Origin of the sequence: Mycobacterium hainanense (assembly GCF_041890355.1) — a bacterium.
Classification (GTDB): Bacteria; Actinomycetota; Actinomycetes; order Mycobacteriales; family Mycobacteriaceae; genus Mycobacterium; species Mycobacterium hainanense.
This window is the reverse complement of record NZ_CP169059.1, coordinates 5,233,373-5,249,849: the sequence shown is the minus strand read 5'-3', so window position 1 is coordinate 5,249,849 and position 16,477 is coordinate 5,233,373. Positions and strand designations below refer to the sequence as shown.

The 16,477-nt window shown below is 63.0% G+C and carries 16 protein-coding genes; 4 read left to right on the top strand and 12 right to left on the bottom strand.

Annotated features, from left to right (window positions below; translation table 11 throughout):
* Positions 1-502 precede the first annotated feature (502 nt).
* Both ACEL92_RS24755 and ACEL92_RS24750 read right to left on the bottom strand, forming a co-directional pair.
* Positions 503-796: an STAS-like domain-containing protein gene (locus tag ACEL92_RS24755; RefSeq protein WP_374023209.1), complete on the bottom strand. Its 294-nt coding sequence runs from the start codon at positions 794-796 to the stop codon at positions 503-505.
* Positions 780-1,754 carry an ATP-binding protein gene (locus tag ACEL92_RS24750; RefSeq protein WP_374023208.1) on the bottom strand — a complete coding sequence of 325 codons (975 nt, stop codon included), beginning with the start codon at positions 1,752-1,754 and terminating at the stop codon, positions 780-782. The genes ACEL92_RS24755 and ACEL92_RS24750 overlap by 17 nt, the downstream gene beginning before the upstream one ends.
* Before the next feature lie 188 nt (positions 1,755-1,942).
* On the opposite strand from ACEL92_RS24750, the gene ACEL92_RS24745 reads away from it, so the two are divergent.
* Complete coding sequence (locus tag ACEL92_RS24745) at positions 1,943-2,407, top strand: helix-turn-helix domain-containing protein (protein WP_374023207.1); 465 nt, start codon at positions 1,943-1,945, stop codon at positions 2,405-2,407.
* A 195-nt stretch (positions 2,408-2,602) separates the two neighbouring features.
* Here the strand turns inward: ACEL92_RS24745 and ACEL92_RS24740 are convergent, their stop codons facing one another.
* From ACEL92_RS24740 to ACEL92_RS24725, 4 genes are all read right to left on the bottom strand, one after another.
* The gene (locus ACEL92_RS24740; protein WP_374023206.1) at positions 2,603-3,598 is read right to left on the bottom strand and encodes a hypothetical protein; all 996 of its coding nucleotides are present in this window, start codon (positions 3,596-3,598) and stop codon (positions 2,603-2,605) included.
* Positions 3,599-4,072: 474 nt separating this feature from the next.
* Entirely contained in the window at positions 4,073-4,315 is a 243-nt protein-coding gene (locus ACEL92_RS24735) for a hypothetical protein (protein ID WP_374023205.1), read from the bottom strand.
* Positions 4,315-6,318, bottom strand: a complete 2,004-nt coding sequence (locus tag ACEL92_RS24730; protein WP_374023204.1) for a hypothetical protein — start codon at positions 6,316-6,318, stop codon at positions 4,315-4,317. Before ACEL92_RS24730 ends, ACEL92_RS24735 begins: the two co-directional genes overlap by 1 nt.
* Before the next feature lie 381 nt (positions 6,319-6,699).
* Positions 6,700-7,104, bottom strand: a complete 405-nt coding sequence (locus ACEL92_RS24725) for a hypothetical protein (RefSeq protein ID WP_374023203.1) — start codon at positions 7,102-7,104, stop codon at positions 6,700-6,702.
* Positions 7,105-7,559: 455 nt separating this feature from the next.
* On the opposite strand from ACEL92_RS24725, the gene ACEL92_RS24720 reads away from it, so the two are divergent.
* Positions 7,560-8,744, top strand: coding sequence for a tyrosine-type recombinase/integrase (locus ACEL92_RS24720; RefSeq protein ID WP_374023202.1), 1,185 nt, complete (start codon positions 7,560-7,562; stop codon positions 8,742-8,744).
* A 25-nt stretch (positions 8,745-8,769) separates the two neighbouring features.
* On the opposite strand, the gene ACEL92_RS24715 is transcribed toward ACEL92_RS24720, so the two are convergent.
* The 4 genes from ACEL92_RS24715 to ACEL92_RS24700 form a co-directional block, all read right to left on the bottom strand.
* Positions 8,770-9,318 carry a hypothetical protein gene (locus ACEL92_RS24715; RefSeq protein ID WP_374026373.1) on the bottom strand — a complete coding sequence of 183 codons (549 nt, stop codon included), beginning with the start codon at positions 9,316-9,318 and terminating at the stop codon, positions 8,770-8,772.
* Between the two features lie 149 nt (positions 9,319-9,467).
* Entirely contained in the window at positions 9,468-9,953 is a 486-nt protein-coding gene (locus ACEL92_RS24710; protein ID WP_374023201.1) for a (2Fe-2S)-binding protein, read from the bottom strand.
* Positions 9,946-10,833, bottom strand: coding sequence for a xanthine dehydrogenase family protein subunit M (locus ACEL92_RS24705; RefSeq protein WP_374023200.1), 888 nt, complete (start codon positions 10,831-10,833; stop codon positions 9,946-9,948). The genes ACEL92_RS24710 and ACEL92_RS24705 overlap by 8 nt, the downstream gene beginning before the upstream one ends.
* A complete protein-coding gene (locus ACEL92_RS24700) occupies positions 10,830-13,163 on the bottom strand; it encodes a xanthine dehydrogenase family protein molybdopterin-binding subunit (protein ID WP_374023199.1) in 2,334 nt (777 codons plus the stop codon). Before ACEL92_RS24700 ends, ACEL92_RS24705 begins: the two co-directional genes overlap by 4 nt.
* 51 nt (positions 13,164-13,214) lie before the next feature.
* Between ACEL92_RS24700 and ACEL92_RS24695 the strand changes: the two genes are divergently transcribed.
* Positions 13,215-13,778, top strand: coding sequence for an NTP transferase domain-containing protein (locus ACEL92_RS24695; RefSeq protein WP_374023198.1), 564 nt, complete (start codon positions 13,215-13,217; stop codon positions 13,776-13,778).
* On the opposite strand, the gene ACEL92_RS24690 is transcribed toward ACEL92_RS24695, so the two are convergent.
* Both ACEL92_RS24690 and ACEL92_RS24685 read right to left on the bottom strand, forming a co-directional pair.
* A complete protein-coding gene (locus ACEL92_RS24690) occupies positions 13,775-15,223 on the bottom strand; it encodes an amino acid permease (protein WP_374023197.1) in 1,449 nt (482 codons plus the stop codon). The genes ACEL92_RS24695 and ACEL92_RS24690 overlap by 4 nt on opposite strands.
* A gap of 160 nt (positions 15,224-15,383) precedes the next feature.
* Positions 15,384-15,776, bottom strand: coding sequence for a nuclear transport factor 2 family protein (locus tag ACEL92_RS24685; RefSeq protein WP_374023196.1), 393 nt, complete (start codon positions 15,774-15,776; stop codon positions 15,384-15,386).
* A 74-nt stretch (positions 15,777-15,850) separates the two neighbouring features.
* Here ACEL92_RS24685 and ACEL92_RS24680 point away from each other — a divergent pair, with 74 nt between their 5' ends.
* On the top strand, positions 15,851-16,351 hold the full coding sequence (locus ACEL92_RS24680; RefSeq protein ID WP_374023195.1) for a winged helix-turn-helix transcriptional regulator: 501 nt from the start codon (positions 15,851-15,853) through the stop codon (positions 16,349-16,351).
* The last annotated feature ends 126 nt before the right edge of the window (positions 16,352-16,477 follow it).

The window sequence follows — 16,477 nt, the reverse complement described above, 5'->3', positions numbered from 1 at the left end:
CTGAGTGCGGCTGGACAGGTCTACCGCAGCCCACGAGAGAGTGGCATCGCCTGGGTCAAGAGGCGTGGTCGCCACCTCTGGAGTTATCGGCCGAGCGCGATGCTGCCGAGGCAAGAACCCTGGCAGTCTTGAAGTCTCACGAAAGAGCGTCGATAACCGGGACGCCACAGACGGTGGGAGGGGAAATGGGCGTGAGCGTAAGAGGTCTGAGTGATCGCCACCTTCACTCCGCCTGTCCACGGTGCGGGTTTGCGACCCGATTCAAACAATGGCCGATCAAATGCGCCTGTTCCAATGCCCAACGGCAGAAGGTCCGTGCTGCCCCTGATGCTCATGTCCTGGAAATCTGGGCCGAGCAGGAGGCCAAGAACGCCGAACTGCGCAAGCTCGACTTCAGCCATATCCTGTCCCTACAGGTCGGCGCCAGATATGTCGCTGGAAGGCCAGGAGCTAGGCGCGGAGACGACTCGACGGGGAATCAACGCGCGCATCGACCCATCAGCTAATCCGTTTCTTGCGCATAGTCGACAACAATTTCGATGATGCCCTGCACCGCCTCTGTGCAGTTGCTGAAGGTAATACGATCGAGCCACTCAACGTTAGTTCGTATTACTTTGGCAATCAGGGCGTGTATGAATGATTGCGTTGCATACTCAACGTCTGCAAAGTCCAGTTCGACGTCATAGCCTGATTTTGTCAGCGTAGGCATGAGGGACTTTTCACGGATTTTCGCAGCAGCATCTTTATTTTCGGCGAAAGATCCAGTTGCGTCGAAGACCTTAATGTGTTTTGACAAAGCGCGCCCGTCGTTTGCTTGTTTTCTGCTCGCGGATTCTGATTCCGTAGACTTTTCGAATCTCGCTTAGTAAATCGTTGAATTTGATGTCGGGACTTACCTTAATATCTATGCCAACTGCTGTGCCTTGGTATGGCGGTATTGCATCCCGCCAGTAAACTTTGTCGTCAAGCAGAGACGGTTGTACCTTAACTGGCCCGATAGGCGTTCGCCGTAGTTTCATTGCGCTATCGCCAGTTACGGTCACCATATGGCATCGCGCCATCGTTGCCATGGCTTTCATAAAAAATAATCCTGCGCCACCGTTATTCTCGTTGCCACCGAATGTCCCGGTGGCGCCTGAAATCCCCGGCTCAAATGATTTTACTATAGCCTCGCGATCGTTAGCTGCTACGTGGTATCGCGTGATGGATTCGCGAATCCCAATGCCGCTGTCGGCAACAGCTACGGCGAGCCGATTATCTGTTTTTATGACTTGTGCAGCCACAAACGCTTCGCTTGGTGGTCCCGAATGTTCGAGAGTATTTCTTACCAGTTCCGCGAGAACGTATCGGATGGTCATCGATTCTTCGGGCCCCGCATGCAGCAGAGGAATAAAATCAGTAAGGAAATCCGTTAATTCTTTTCCAGTAGTTATTCGTGTGACAGGTATAAATCGCCCAGCCGGGTCGTGCTCTTGAACACTGCATACACTCTCGCAACCGATCACATCAAATAACTTCATGCGCTCTAAATAACGAATACTTGGAGCTAATTTGTCATTCAGTAACACAACGTCGCCACCGTTTCGCCGCGTGTGGGCTGCCATCGCAGCGATGGTGCAAAGTACGAGCGGATGAACACTGAAGAACCCTTGCGCCAAATCAAAGGTTAGGTCTGGGCTGCCGTCGTCCTTTCGGTTCCGTAGAAACCGTTCGATGTCCGCGAGGTAAGCTCGATTTGGCATTGCCAGCCGCATGACCGGCATCATAGTAGCTACGGCGGACGTTCACGGGGAGCTACCTCGCTGGCCCGTCAACAACTCGCATGGACTCAGCTCACGATCCGTCCTTGTCCCCCACGGCAAGCGCAGGACCCGCAGGGAAATCAGTGTGAATGGTTGGAAAGCAACACGTTTCAACGTACCGACGAGCCGACATAGCAAATATGAGCGATGCCGTTGACCGCCTCGCCCAGGCACTACGCGACCTCATCAACGAGGCCGTCGAATTAGCAATCGCCCGCCAAGAAGCGCCACGGCGTATGACGAGCATGACCCCCCGCAGCCAGGCCCATCTGCGAAACATGAACATCAAAGGCACGACGCGCTATATGCCGAAGCCCGGAGAGCGGCCAGAGGATCCGGTCGATGAGGAGATCCGCCGAGACTATGAGGAGAGGTTCGGAGAACCTGCGCCTAAGGTCTGGGGTGAGCGGCGCCTAATTAGTGTCTCCGAGGCCAGGGCGTGGTTGGGCGGCATCAGCCCCAGCACGTTCTACGCGCTGGTCAAGAAAGGTGAACTGTCGCTCATCAAGATCGGCCGCCGGTCGTTCGTCCAAGCTGATGAACTCGACGATTTGATCCGGCGAAAGCGGGATGACTCTTTGGCCGTACGAAAGCCCAACTCGTAAACACTGAGCGAAACGCTCACGCCCGAGGCTAAGTTGTTGGAGTCCATGCCCGCCAATCCGAGCAAGATCAGCCAGTGCCAGAGGGGCTCAAACTACCCATTTTTGGGTAGACCCCTTGGTTGACCGGCGGGTTGGTGCACTGAGGCGTTGAGCGTATTTGCGGGGTCCGCGCTCGCGGATAGCCAGCAGGCGCCGTCATGTGAGGTCTGGCTCTGGGGCTAATTGACCGGCTAGCCATCGCCGCTGAGGATCAGCGCGACCGTCGATGAAACCGACACCCTCGGCTTTCAGCTTTTGGACGTGGCTGGCGGGGGCCCCTTCAGGAAATTTCCCCTTGACGTTGAGAATCCGATGCTCATTGGGGATACCGCCAACACCGACCACTGCGCCGACACCAATCGCAATCGCGTTGATTGCCTTCGCGATGTCGCCATAAGTAGTCCACTTGCCTACGGGTATTTGCTTGGCGACCTGGCTGACCCCGTCCCGCAGGGAGCTTGAGGACTTCGCCACCGCAGTACTATGCGCCTTCTCTGCCGAGGGGGCGGCACGCTCGGGTGCTGCCGCTTTGATCACAAGACAACGCTGGTGAAGCAAGGCTGGCTCCTGTGACCAACCACTCCACAGAAGCGCGCCCGAGATCAACGACAGAGGGCTTTCGGCTGCGACGGCATTGGCCGCCGCTGGATTTGGGAGACAGCCGCAAAACGTGGTCGCCGCAATCAGAGCGTCGTCGACATGCGTTGCCGCCTTGGCGTCGCCGGTGACGAACGCTTCCCAAAGGAACAAACCCCGTCCAGCACGGGTGAACTCGTCCCAGTCCAGGAATGCGATGGCCTCGGGGCATCGTTGTCGTAGCGATCGAAGAATCCACGCTGTCTCAACCAGTCCAGTCACTAGAGCAGCCGTACCGGGGCCACCGGAAAACGGGCGGTTGCCCTCACCGGGGCGTGCAGCACCGAGCCGAATCGGATTCTCGGGGACGGGGACAAACAGAGGACATTCGAACCCAAGGGCGACACCTCGCGCTCCGGCGTCGAGGTCGTGCGCGACGGCGTCGACGAGTTCGGCGATCTCAGTGCCCTCGTCTCGCTCGATTTGAGCGGAGCCTTGTTCGGGATCGAGGCGAGCCCACCCGAAATTACGGGATTTGATGGATCCGATGTCGGCGGCGTAGATGACTGGGGCCACAGGCGGATCCTACGATGCGACCCTCGGAAGAAGGCCGCTCAGCTTCGCGATCTGCAGCCCCCGTTGGGGAGAGGTCGATTTCCGTCACTCAGTTAGATCGGCAGGGGGTCAAGCCTTTGCGACCGAATCGTTTCCCGGATTGCAATGGGCTCAAGCTACCCATTTTGGTGTAGACCGTCCACGCACGAATACGTACTGGCACCGCCGCCCCGGCGGGCCAGATGACCGGCTCCGTCCCAACGCGAAAACAATCCCTACGGAAAATCAAGTGGGTTCGTCTTTTCTGAGCTGCTTAATGCGGAACTTCGCTAGCTAACCAACTGACCAAGTCGGCTGGCACGGCGCACCCAATCCGCGACAGTCCCGCCAGCGGAATATTCCTACCGAAATCATGTGGCTTCGTCGCCATCGAGTCGCTCATCGACATGCTTCCCGGGCGCGAGTACGTTGCCGAGATCCAGGCCGAGGCGTCACTCATTGGGGCGATTGGTGATCGTCTCTCTCGGTGTCCGTCAGACGTCGGGCTAACTCCTGCACAAGAGCTATCCAGTCATCCTCTGTGAACTCTTCACCGTGGCCTTGCCCGATCTCGAACCACGAGGCCATCGTGCTGATTGCGTCCAAGTCGCCATGGCTGCCGTCGGTGGCGTTGCGGTAATCCTCGACGAGTTGATCAGCGATGGTCGCGGGGTCCGGTATCCAACTTCTGCGCTTCATCACTCCATCCCCGTCAGCTTCGGGCTCCGTTCAGGCCTCTCAATCTTTACCCTCGCCGCTCGACACTTACGCAGATACTCCCGCAATGCCTTCCTCTTAGCCTTCTCGCGAGCGGCGGCGTTTTCCCTTTCCTGGCGCCTGATGTACCTGGCATATTGGACGATCTTGTCTGAGCCGATCTGGGCACAACGTGGCGGGGCAGCATCCTCTTCGTGCTGTTCGGCCAGCACGTCCAGGAAGAGCCAGTGCTCTGTCTCGGGGTCGACCGGGCCGACGTTCCGGTAGACCTTCCGGGCCGCGATTTCTTGAGCCTCGAACGAATTCAGGGGGAAAAGCGGAGGCAGGTCCGCAGCTTTTGGAGCAAACAGCTTGAAGGTATCCCTGAACTCGCTGGCGCCGTACATTAGCTTGTCCCACTCCCGCACTGTGGCGTAATCGCTGGGCGTCCCGTTTGCCCAGTCACCGGTGAGCCTTGCCAGCGCAGTCCAGACCTTCCCCGGAAGGATCCCCACATAACCTCGGCGTTTTTGGCACGGGTAGGGGCCGCCCACATGAATGTGCCGACCACCCGCCTTGGCGGTCAGTTCTGGCGGCTGTTCCCTAGAGGTCTCTACCGGTGGGGTGTGGGCTTCCTTATCGGTATCCAGCGAAGCGGATCGGGGGTCCACTGGGTCGTCGGAGGTGTCGGAGGCTGTTTGGGGAATGAGGGAGATGAGCAGCTCAGTGGAATGATCTGCCATATATGGGGTAGGGATAGAGGAGGTATTGTCATCTTTCTCGTCTGAATGAGCACGAGTAATAGAGAGGTCCGCCCTCACCCCATATTCAGCAGCTACTGCTTCCATTAGCTGAGCTAATACCCCAGCGTCACAGACTGGCACGAGGAAAGAGTCGTGCATAGGTAGGGGGCACCTACCGGTGATGGTCATCACCCGGTTCATAATCTCCACCGCCATATCGGAGTCGATCCGCATCAGCCGGGCCCCGGCGTCGGAGTAGAAGTAGTCTTTAATGTGGTAGTGCTTGCGACGGACGGCCCTAATTACCGCTTTGGCTTCGTCGTAGCTGCATCCGGACTCCCCCATGACGGCTCCGGCCGCGTCCCTCTTGTCTTGCGCGTTGAAGCTGATAAGGCCAGCCAGCTTCACCAGAGCGCGGTCAAAGCCGGGAATGTCGTAGGGGTCACCCGGGAGCATGTTCTTGCCCACCTGCGCGTAAGCCAGGTGGAAGTGGTGAGCGGAATAGTCGATTTCCACAAGGGGTTGGACCGCACCGTCGACAACCTCGGTGAATTCGAGCCGCTGCTCTTTTGGTAAGCCCTGGTAAGACTCACCCCAGCAATACAGGCGACCGCCCCGGTCAAAAGAAAGGTTGAAGACCCTGCGGAGAAGGGGGATTTCAACCATATGGCCCTGGCGTCGGATATCTCGCTGAGCCAGGTGGTCATTGAATACCCAGAGCTGGTTCCGCATGGCCCTGGTTTCGGGGGTATCGGAGTAGCGGGCGTTCTTCTTGTTGGCGTGCCGCAGAATGATGACCTCTGGCCGTTGGGCCCGGGCCCGGGCCTCTAGCGGGTCGACCAGATCGCCGATGGTGTCCATCAGCTCTTGGCTGCAATATTCCGCTGATTCTCGCCCGGGGACGTTGGGAATGTGGGTGCCCTTGAGCTGCTCACAGCCATAATGGGTTTGTAGCCAGTCGGCCGCCTTGGTCGTGAAGTAGTAGGTGTTGTACGGGTCGCCGTCGGCGAGGTAACGATCCGCATATTTATTCCTATCTCGACTGAAATGGATACCGAAATTATCGGTCTTGCCATCGAGCACCACCGATCTGGCGAAGGAAGCAATGGCGTAAGAAAGCTTCTTATCGGCGGGCAGATCTAACCGCTCGACAATGGCTTTGAGCTGTTCATCAGTCCAGCGTCCGTCATAGCGTGTGTGCTGATCCCAAAGGCGCAGATCGAAATCAAATAGCTCATCGATCGGGAGTCTGCGGAATGCCATCAGCGCCCCCCGGCAGATTGCGCAGGGGCAGCATTGGCCGCTAAATTAGTCACCACACCACTCAATTCTCGGGGCCTCGTTGATTATTCGGCGAGGCCCCGTTAAATATTCACCATACTACATTCGCATACCAGAAATAATGCATGGACATGCACACAGGTTTCGAGATCCTGTTTTGCGGTCCCCGTTGGTGCACCGGTTTTATTGATCACTGCACCTACAGGATTTTACGAGACTTTATTGGTAACGACGTGGCCGAGGATGCCCTGGTGGCTCAATGAGCATACGATCCCGGGCTTGGATTTGGCGCTGTTCAGAACAGAATGGGCGGGTAATAGTCACTCACACGGCGATCGCCACGAAGACAGACAGCCCCAAGAATCATTCGTTGAAGGCGCCTGATTGCATATCGTCGGCCGTCATTCGCATTATCCCCACCATCCAAAACCGATCACCGCAAGCCCGGGCGAGCCGATCGGCCTTATCCCGCATGATTTCTGGTGTCGGATAGGTATCAATTAAGCGGTTGACGATCTCGGTCAGCACCTCGGTAGTGAGGTCTCGAGCGCTGTTAACGGCGATCCGCTTGCCCACCGCCGATCGCCCAAGCGTTAGGTTCAGTTCTGCCTCTAGGTCTTCTTCGGAGGTTTGGCACTTAGGGCAGCGATAGCCCGCCTCGATGCCCGCAATCATTTCAACGTTCCACCCGTTTGGATTGCGCATCCGCTTATCGCACCCGCTGCATCGCCTAATCTTCGGCTTACCGCTCATCTCATCCTTGGACATCTTCATGCTCCTTTTACCTCCTGTTCTCGAATCCACGTTTCGACTACAGATCGTCTCCACAACCTTCTCCTACCCAGCTTGAAACTGTCCGGGCCCTGGCCGACGTGGGCCCAGTACCGCCAGGTGCTCGCCTTGGTGCCAGTCCACTTTTCCAGGTCCATGGCGGTTAGAAATTCGTCTTCCAGCACGAGTCTCATCCGTTTCAAGTACCAAGTAACTCTTGACTTAACTCGAATGATCCAGACGTTACCAATGACGTGCAACTGACATTCCTGAGAAGAGGTACGTGTTTTTCCGAAGCCTCGCGCAAAACCGGGCCATTTCATGCACAAAAGTGCAGGTAGGAACGCTGCAGATAACACTGGATATACCAAGTTCGAAAAAACTCTCAGGAAAAAGTTTTGGGATGCTGCTCGGCAGAGGTTTTGTCGGGTGGTGGGCTTACCCTCGCTTCCATGAAACGCAACCGCAGGGCCGGTGTCGAAGATCGCTGGTACCGAACCATCCGCGATGGGTACGGAAATACTCGTAGTGTCGCAAGCTCCAACTACGGCAAAGGAAGCCGTTGGCGGGCAAGGTATGTCGACGACGACGGTCGCGAGCACTCCAAAGCCTTCGCGCGTAAGGTCGACGCTCAACAGTGGCTCGACAGCGAGATCACCGCGAAGCTCGCGAACGGGACATACATCGCGCCCGGCGCCGGGAAGGCGACGGTTGAGGAGGTCTACAAGTCCTGGGAGCGCTCGCAGGGCCACATAAAGGCCCGTACCGCTGCGGCGCGACGCGGCGTCTGGAAGAACCATGTAGCCCTGGTGTGGGCCGATGTGCCGGTGATCGACGTGAAGACCTCGGCGGTGCGGGCCTGGGTAGCATCCATGGTGACCGACGAGCTAGGGGTGCCGACCATCGAGAACGCATTCGGTGTCCTGCGCCAGGTCATGGATGCGGCGCTGGACGACAACCGTATTCCCCGCAACCCGTGTGATGGCATCCAGTTGCCCAGGCGCAAGCACGCCGATCGCGGCTACCTCACCCACGCCCAGGTGGTTGCGTTGGCCTCCGCCGCCGAGTATCGGCCCGAAGTTGTGCGGTTCCTTGCCTACACCGGTCTGCGCTGGGGTGAGATGGCCGCCCTGCGGGTCGGTGATTTTGACATGCTTCGCCGCCGGGTGAACGTGTCACGGTCCGTCACCGAATTCAACGGGCTCGTGTGGTCGACGCCGAAGTCGTGGGAGCGCCGCTCGGTGCCATTCCCGGCGGTGTTGGCCGCCGAGCTATCGGCGCTGATGGTTGGAAAGGCGCGGGATGATCTCGTTTTCACCAGCCAGCGAGGCGATGTGTTGCGAGTGTCTAACTACCGCAAGCGATTCTTCGCGGCAGCCGTTGAGAAATGCAAAGCCGCCGACAAGGCGTTTCCCATGATCACGCCGCACGACCTTCGGCACACAGCGGCCAGTTTGGCGGTCAGCGCAGGGGCCAACGTCAAGGCCCTTCAGCGGATGCTAGGGCACGCCAAGGCGTCGATGACGCTGGACGTGTATGCAGACCTGTTCGATGACGATCTAGACGGTGTGGCCGCCAGCCTGGACGTGGCGATCAAATCTGCTGCGGACGCACTGCGGACGATACCTGCACAATAAGCCCGCTACCTGGGTTTCCAGGCCCCTAGAACGTGTTGACCTTGTCGAGGCTGACGAACATCCCGTGGCCGGTGTGGTCGTTGGTGAAGCGGGTGCCGTCGGCGGTGGCGTTGATCGTCCAGCCGGCGGCGTTGTAGGTCTTGTAGTCGATCTGCAGGGTCGGGATGGCTCCCAGGTTGCCCAGCACCCACTGCACTTTGCCGGCCGAGTTCACGCTGACGCCGTTGGCGTGTTCGCCGTCCTGCAGCGGGGAGTTGGTGAACGGCGCCTCGCAGCCGACGGTGTCCTTGTTGATCTGGCAGCGGGTGCTGCCCGACTTGGTCTCGATGAAGACGTAGCCGTTCTGGTCGGGCGGCAGCGGGATGGCGCCGGCCGGTGCGGTCGGATTGGCCGGCGTCGTCGGGAGGCCGGGGGCCGGGCTGGCGGTGGGCGCCGGCGGCGCCGTCGACGGCCTGGGCGTGGGGAACGTGGGTTCGACCGGGCCCGCGCCGGGCGCGGCGACCGGCCGGCCGGCGATTGTGTTGGAACAGGCGTCGAGCAGCGCCGGACTGACCAGCACGGGCGCAATCAGCAGGGACCCACCGGCAAGACTCCACCGTGCCCTTTGCGAAAACCGCACGCGCCACTCCCGATTATCAGCAATATTGCGAAATCAGATTACGCGCGCCGTAACGAAATCCCGTGCAACCGCGCAGCTGTCGATACCACGCCGATGGTGAACCTTTACCGCTGCGTGACCGACTGGGTCTCGGCGGCCCGGCGCGCGGCGGCGACGATGCCCTGGTAGCCGGTGCATCGGCAGAAGTTGCCGGACAGGCCCTCCCGGATCTCATGCTCACTGGGATCGGGGTTGTCGCGCAGCAGCGCAGTCAGCGACATCACGAAACCCGGCGTGCAGAAGCCGCATTGCAGACCGTGACACTCACGCAGCGCCGACTGCACCGGCGACAGCGTGCCGTCCGGCTCGGCGACGCCTTCGACCGTCGTCACCTCGGTCCCGTCGGCCTGCACCGCGAACAGCAGGCACGAGCGCACGGCCGCGCCGTCCACCAGCACCGTGCAGGCCCCGCACGCCCCGTGCTCGCAGCCCAGGTGGGTGCCGGTCAGCCCGCACTTCTCGCGCAGGAAGTCGGCCAGCGTCATCCGCGGTTCGACACTCGCGGTGATCGGGGTTGCGTTGACGGACAGCTCGATTGCGTGTTCACGCATTGCCGGCCCCCGTGGCTGCTTCGGCTGTCGCTCGTGTCCAGGCGCGGGCGGCCATCGTGGCGCCCACCTTCAACCGGTAGGAGGCCGTGCCCTGCAGGTCGCTGGGAACGTCGTCGAGCCCCTTCATGGCGGCCCGGCCGATCTCGTCCGGATCCAGCTCGCCGACCGGTTTTCCGACGGCCGCGACCTCCGCCGCCGTCGCCCGCCGGACCGTGGACCCCATGCCCAGCAGCCCGATCGCGCAGCGCGACACCCGATCCTTGTCGTCGAGCCGGACGGCGACCAGCGCCCCGGCGATCGCGAAATCGCCGTGCCGGCGCGAGAATTCCTCGACCGCGAACCCGCATCGGCCGTCCCATATCGGGAACCGCACCCCGGTCAGCACCTCATCGGACGCCATCGTGGTTTCCCAGACCCCGGCGAAGAAGTCGGCGGCCGCGATCTCGCGCCGCCCGCGCGGCGAGGCGACCTCCATCACCGCGTCCAGGGTCAGGGCGACCGCAGGGTATTCGCCGGCAGCGTCGGCGTGGGCGATTGAGCCACCCAGGGTGCCGCGGTTGCGGATCTGAAAGTGCCCGACGAACGGCGTCACCCGGGTCAACAGCGGAACTGATTGGCGCACTTGCTCATCAGAGCCCACGACCGCCTCGGTGGTGCCGGCGCCGATCCACAGTTCCGAGCCCCTGCGCTCGATGCCCTGCAACTCGGGCAGGCGGGAGATGTCGATCAGGTGGTCGAAGTAGGCCAGCCGCATCGCCAGCATCGGCACCAGGCTCTGACCGCCCGCGAGGATCTTCGCGTCGTCGCCCAGCTCGGCCAGCAGGCCCACGGCCTCGTCGATGCTGGCGGGGCGGTGATAGTCGAATGCGGCGGGCTTCACCGTTGCGCCGCTTCCAGCAGGGCGGCGATCGACGCCGGGCTGGCCGGCAACCGCGTGACGGTCACGCCCAGCGGCGCGAGCGCGTCGTTGATGGCGTTGATCACCGCCGGCGTCGAGCCGATGGCCCCGCCCTCGCCGGCGCCCTTGTAGCCGCCGGGCCCCGGTCCGGGTATCTCGACGTGGCCGAACTCGATCGGCGGCACCTCGGTGGCCGTGGGCAGCAGGTAGTCGACGAAAGTCGTTGCCAGCGGGTTGCCGTCGTCGTCGTAGACCATGTCCTCCATCAGGGCGCCGCCGATGCCCTGCACCGTCCCGCCGGCGACCTGGCCCTCGACCACCGAGGGGTTGATCATGGGCCCGACGTCCTCGCTGACGATGTAGCGCAGCAGGGTCACCTTGCCGGTCGCCACGTCCACCTCGCACGTGCACGCGTGCGTCGCGTTGGACCAGTGGATGGGATTGGTCGAATTGAACCGGGCGGTCGCCTCCAGGTTGGTCGACAGCCCCGGCGGCAACTGCTGCGGCGAGTAGTACGCGACGTACGCCAGCTCGCCGAACGACACCGACCTGTCGAGTTCGCCGCGCACGCTGGCCACCGAAAAGGCCAATTCCACTTCCGATTCGGCGACCTTCAGGTGGTGGGCGGCCAGCGCCACGATCTTCTCGCGCAACAGCGTCCCCGCCTCGTTGACGGCCCCCGCGGTCATCGGCGCGCTGCGGCTGCCCTGCGTTCCGGCCCCGTACGGGGTGATCGCGGTGTCGCCCTGGATGGTTGCCACGTCATCGATGTCGGCACCCAGCGCGTCGGCGGTCAACTGGACTACCGTGGTCTCGATGCTGTTTCCACTCGATCCGCCGTTGACGTACACGTTGATCTTGCCGGTGGGCTCCATGCGGATGGTCGCGCCCTCGGTGGCCAGGTGGCCGGTCGCCGCGCCCGTCGGCTCGATATAGGCGGAAAATCCGAGCCCCAGGTAGCGGCCCCGCGCCAGCGCCTCGGCCTGCTCCTTGCGAAACCCTTCGTGGTCAAGGATTTTCACGGCCTGCTCGAACGTATCGATCGGGGCGACGTGGTCATACGGCATGCCGTTGGGGTTGACGTAGGGCATCTCGTCGCGGCGCAACAGGTTTCGCCGGCGCAACTCGACCGGGTCCATGTTCAGCCTGCGCGCGGCGATGTCCAGCAGAATCTCGCGGGCCAGCGTCTCGTACTGCCAGGGGCCGCGATAGGCGGCCAGGCCGCTGGTGTTGGAGAAGACCGTCTTGTAGTTGAAGCTGGCCTTGGGCACCCGGTAGGGCCCGGGGAAGAACATGCCGATGGCGGCCGTGGTCAGCACCGGGTACGGCGTCGGGTAGGCGCCGATGTCCTGGACGAAGTCGATGTCGGCCGCCGCGATGTTGCCCTCGTCGTCGAAGGCCATGCGCGCCGTGCCGTCGACGTGCCGGGCCTGCCCGGCCGACATCAGGTTTTCGCGCCGGTCCTCGATCCACTTCAGCGCCGCCGGCACCTTGCGGGCGGCCAGCATGATGCACATGTCCTCCCGCATCGGGACGACCTTCTGGCCGAAGCCGCCGCCGGTGTCGCGCATGATGACCCGAACACGTTGGGCCGCAATGCCTAACAGCCGGGCGCAGAACGCCCGCAGCTCGTGCGGGGTCTGAGTGGACGCCCACATGGTGAGTTCTCCGGTGGCGGCAGTCCATTCGACGACCAGGCCGCGGGTTTCGATCGGAACCGGCGCGTAGATCTGTTGGTAGATCCGCTCTTTGACGACGCACGGCGCACCCGCGAACAGCTCTTCGTCCGGCGGGGCGCCGCTCATCCCGCCCGCGACGTTGTTCGGGTAGGCGTCGTGCACCAGCACGTCGGAGGACTGCGCCCGGGTGAAATCGGTGACGGCGGGCAGCGGCTCGTAGTCCACGTCGATGAGCTCCAACGCGTCCTCGGCGATGTACCGGCTCTCGGCGACGACGAGCGCGACGGGGTCACCGACGAACTTCGCCTCACCCTCGGCCAGCGGCGGCCGTGGGGTGTCGGGGACATCCTTGCCGGCGACGGCGTGCCAGGCCTCCCGTAAGTCCGGGTTGAGGTCGGCGGCGGTGAATACCGCGCGCACGCCGGGCAGCGCCAACGCGGCCGAGGCGTCGATGCCGTTGATCCGCGCCCGCGCGAACGGGCTGCGCACGAAGCAGGCGTGCAGCATGCCGGGTCGCGAGATGTCGTCGACGAAGCTGCCGCGGCCGGTCAGCAGCCGGCCGTCCTCGACCCGTTGGACGCGGGTGCCCGCATACCTGGGGGCCGGGGAGGCCGCCTGCACGTCCTGAGTCATCGTGCTCCATCGGTTGTCGCTAGGCGAGAAGCTGAATGTCATCATAGGAGAGTGCCGTTATCGCAGTCGAGCGGCCCGGCGCCCCACAGCGTCGGGGTGCTGCTGGCCGCGGGCGCGGGCCGGCGCTACGGCAAGCCGAAGGTGCTGGTCGAGGGTTGGCTTCAGGTGGCGGTCGACGCCCTGTGCGCCGGCGGCTGCGCGGACGTGGTCGTCGTGCTGGGCGCCGCCCAGGTCGCGGTTCCGGCCGGGTCCACCGCGGTGACCGCTGGGCGGTGGCGCGACGGGCTGAGCGCCTCGGTCCGCGCCGGCCTGGAGCATGCCGACCGCCTGCGCGCGGACTACGCGGTGCTGCACGTCATCGACACCCCCGACGTCGGGCCCGCGGTGGTGGCGCGGGTCCTCGACCGCGCGATCGCGTCGCCGGGCGGGCTGGCGCGGGCCTCATTCGGCGACCGCCCGGGACATCCCGTGGTCATCGCCCGCCGGCACTGGCCCGAGGTCTTGGCGAGCATCTCCGGCGACCGGGGCGCCGGCGAGTTCCTGCGCACCCGCAACGACGTCGAGATCGTCGACTGCGCGGATTTGGCCGGCGGTCAGGACATCGACGAGCCCTAGGCCGCCGCGGGCGGGTCGGCCGCGGGCAGCGCGGCCTCTTGGGCGGCGGCGTGCACGCGATGGCGGACGAGATACCAGCCGCCGATCAGCCCGGGGATGCCCAGGGCCATCGCGCCGAGCAACCACGGGCCCTGGACCTTGTCCAACAACATCAGGACCAGGACACCGGCCAGGAAGGCCAGCGTCAGGTAGCCGCTGTAGGGCGCCAGCGGCATCCGGAAGTGCGGCCGTTGCACCGCCCCGGCGCGGGACAGCCGGTAGAACCGCAGCTGGCTGGCCACGATCGTCCCCCAGGCGACCACGACACCCACGGCGGCGATGTGGAGCACGATTTCGAACGCCTGGCTCGGTTTGACGGCGTTGAGCACGATGCCCAGCAGGCCGACCACGGCGGTGAGCAGGATCCCCCCGTACGGCACGCCGTTCTTGGTCATGGGCGCGGTGAATTTCGGGCCGCTGCCGTTGATCGCCATGGACCGCAGGATGCGGCCCGTGGAGTACAGCCCGGCGTTCAGGCTCGAGAGCGCGGCGGTGAGCACGACGAGGTTCATCACGCTGCCGGCCCCGCCGAAGCCGACCTTCGAGAAGAAGGTGACAAACGGGCTCACGTGGTCGCGATAAGCGGTGTGTGGCAGCAGCAGCGCCAGCAGGACCGTCGACCCGATATAGAAGATGGCGATGCGAAAGACAACGGAGTTGATCGCCCGCGGCATGATCTTGTGCGGATTCGCGGTCTCGCCGGCCGCGATGCCGACGAGCTCGACCGCGGCATAGGCGAAGACCACCCCCGAGGTGACCAGTACCAGGGGCAGCAAGCCGGCCGGCAAGAACCCGCCGTGGCTATCCCAGAGCGACATACCGGGATCGTGACCGTCGACCTTGAAGCGGCCGATTAGAAACACCGTGCCGACGACCAGGAACGTCACCAGCGCGAGGACTTTGATCAGCGATGCCCAGAATTCGAGCTCGCCGAACAGCCTGACGGAAATCAGGTTCATCGCCAGTACGAGGATCAGCGCGATCAGCGCCAACGTCCACTGCGGCACGGCCTGCAACGTCGTCCAGTAGTGGCAGTAGTGCGCGATCGCGGTGGTGTCCACGATGCCGGTCATCGCCCAGTTGACGAAGTACAACCAGCCCGCCGCGAACGCGGCCTTCTCACCGAAGAACTCACGCGCGTACGACACGAAGGACCCCGAGGAGGGGCGGTACAGCACCAGCTCCCCAAGGGCGCGCAGGATCAAGAAGACGAAGATGCCGCAGACCCCGTACACCAGAAAAAGCCCCGGGCCCGCCGACGCGAGCCTTCCGCCGGCGCCGAGGAACAGGCCGGTGCCGATGGCGCCGCCGAGGCCGATCATCTGTATCTGGCGGTTGTTCAGGCCCTTGTGATAGCCCGACTCTTCGCGGGCGAGCCGCGCGGCGGCGCTGTCTTGCGATGACATGGGGTCCTGCCGTGTTGGCTCCGGGGAAAGCTCAGGCTAACCCACCGCTCCGCCGATCCGCTCGGTCAGTGCCCGCAAACCCGGATTCGGCGGCTTCACGGGCCGAACAGGACGGATGCCAGCGCCCGGTAACCGGGCATAGGGCTGGCGCCCTCCGCGGTCAGGACCTGGATTGCGACGTGGTTGGCGCCGGCGGCGAGGTGGTCGCCGGCACGATGCGCAGGTCCACGATCTGGCCGTCGCGAATGGCGAAGCTGTTGACCAAGTCAACCTCGCCGCCGGGGAAGTTGCCCTCGAGATGCAGGTAGACGTCGTAACGCTGCGTACCGTCGGCTTCGCCGAGCGCCCTCGCACCAGTGACCGTGGAGGTGTATTCGAATGCGGTGTCGACGTCTTCGCGCCATCGACGTATCTCGGCCGGACCGGTCCGGCGTTTGCCCTCGTCGAACACGCTGGCGTTGTCGCTGAAACACGCGACCACCGCGTCGACATCGCGCTGTTCAGATGCGGTCAGATAGTCCGAAATGGCTTGGGGCAGCGGCTCTTGACTCATAAGCTTCTCCTGCGAGTAGACTTACTTCTGAAACCGAAGTTACTAACTTCTGATTTAGAAGTCAAGGTGGCGGAATGGCTGAGAAGATCCGACTCGAGGACCGCGAGTGCCCACTGTCGGCGACGCTGGGGCTGGTCGGCGAGTGGTGGACCCTGCTGATCCTGCACGACGCCTTTGACGGCTACACGCGCTTCGACGAGTTCCAGGAGAACCTGGGGGTGTCGTCGAGTCTGCTGGCGGCCCGGTTGAAACGACTGGTCGAAGCCGGCATCCTCGAACGTCGTCCGTATCAGACGAAACCCGTTCGGCACGAATACGTTTTGACGGATCTCGGACGCTCGCTGCGTCCCGTCATCGTCGCGTTGGCCGCGTGGGGCAACGCGCGACTCCAACCGGGCGAGCGCAGCATGGTGCTCGTCGACGCGGAGACCGGAGTCGAGGCCGAACCGGTCTTGGTTGATCGTGTTTCGGGACGCCGGGTCGACGGCCCTGACTTCGTGTTCACCGCGGGCCCTGCGGCCAGCAAGCCGTTCCGGGACCGCTACGCCGGGCGCCCCGCTGCAGTCCAGGGGTGATCGGGCACTCACGGCCACTACTCAACCGTCGCGGACCTGCCGGTTCGTCTTCGCACCCCACACGGGCCGGGGTCCGGGGAACAAGGCGGCGACGACCGCCGTTAGCATGATCAACAAGTTGAGCGG

What these genes read in the sequence shown, in the direction of transcription:
- ACEL92_RS24735 (WP_374023205.1), bottom strand. Translation starts at nt 4,315, where the DNA reads ATGAAGCGCAGAAGTTGGATACCGGACCCCGCGACCATCGCTGATCAA.
- ACEL92_RS24685 (WP_374023196.1), bottom strand. Translation starts at nt 15,776, where the DNA reads ATGAGTCAAGAGCCGCTGCCCCAAGCCATTTCGGACTATCTGACCGCA.
- ACEL92_RS24720 (WP_374023202.1), top strand. Translation starts at nt 7,560, where the DNA reads ATGAAACGCAACCGCAGGGCCGGTGTCGAAGATCGCTGGTACCGAACC.
- ACEL92_RS24730 (WP_374023204.1), bottom strand. Translation starts at nt 6,318, where the DNA reads ATGGCATTCCGCAGACTCCCGATCGATGAGCTATTTGATTTCGATCTG.
- ACEL92_RS24700 (WP_374023199.1), bottom strand. Translation starts at nt 13,163, where the DNA reads ATGACTCAGGACGTGCAGGCGGCCTCCCCGGCCCCCAGGTATGCGGGC.
- ACEL92_RS24725 (WP_374023203.1), bottom strand. Translation starts at nt 7,104, where the DNA reads ATGTCCAAGGATGAGATGAGCGGTAAGCCGAAGATTAGGCGATGCAGC.
- ACEL92_RS24745 (WP_374023207.1), top strand. Translation starts at nt 1,943, where the DNA reads ATGAGCGATGCCGTTGACCGCCTCGCCCAGGCACTACGCGACCTCATC.
- ACEL92_RS24750 (WP_374023208.1), bottom strand. Translation starts at nt 1,754, where the DNA reads ATGCGGCTGGCAATGCCAAATCGAGCTTACCTCGCGGACATCGAACGG.
- ACEL92_RS24680 (WP_374023195.1), top strand. Translation starts at nt 15,851, where the DNA reads ATGGCTGAGAAGATCCGACTCGAGGACCGCGAGTGCCCACTGTCGGCG.
- ACEL92_RS24710 (WP_374023201.1), bottom strand. Translation starts at nt 9,953, where the DNA reads ATGCGTGAACACGCAATCGAGCTGTCCGTCAACGCAACCCCGATCACC.
- ACEL92_RS24690 (WP_374023197.1), bottom strand. Translation starts at nt 15,223, where the DNA reads ATGTCATCGCAAGACAGCGCCGCCGCGCGGCTCGCCCGCGAAGAGTCG.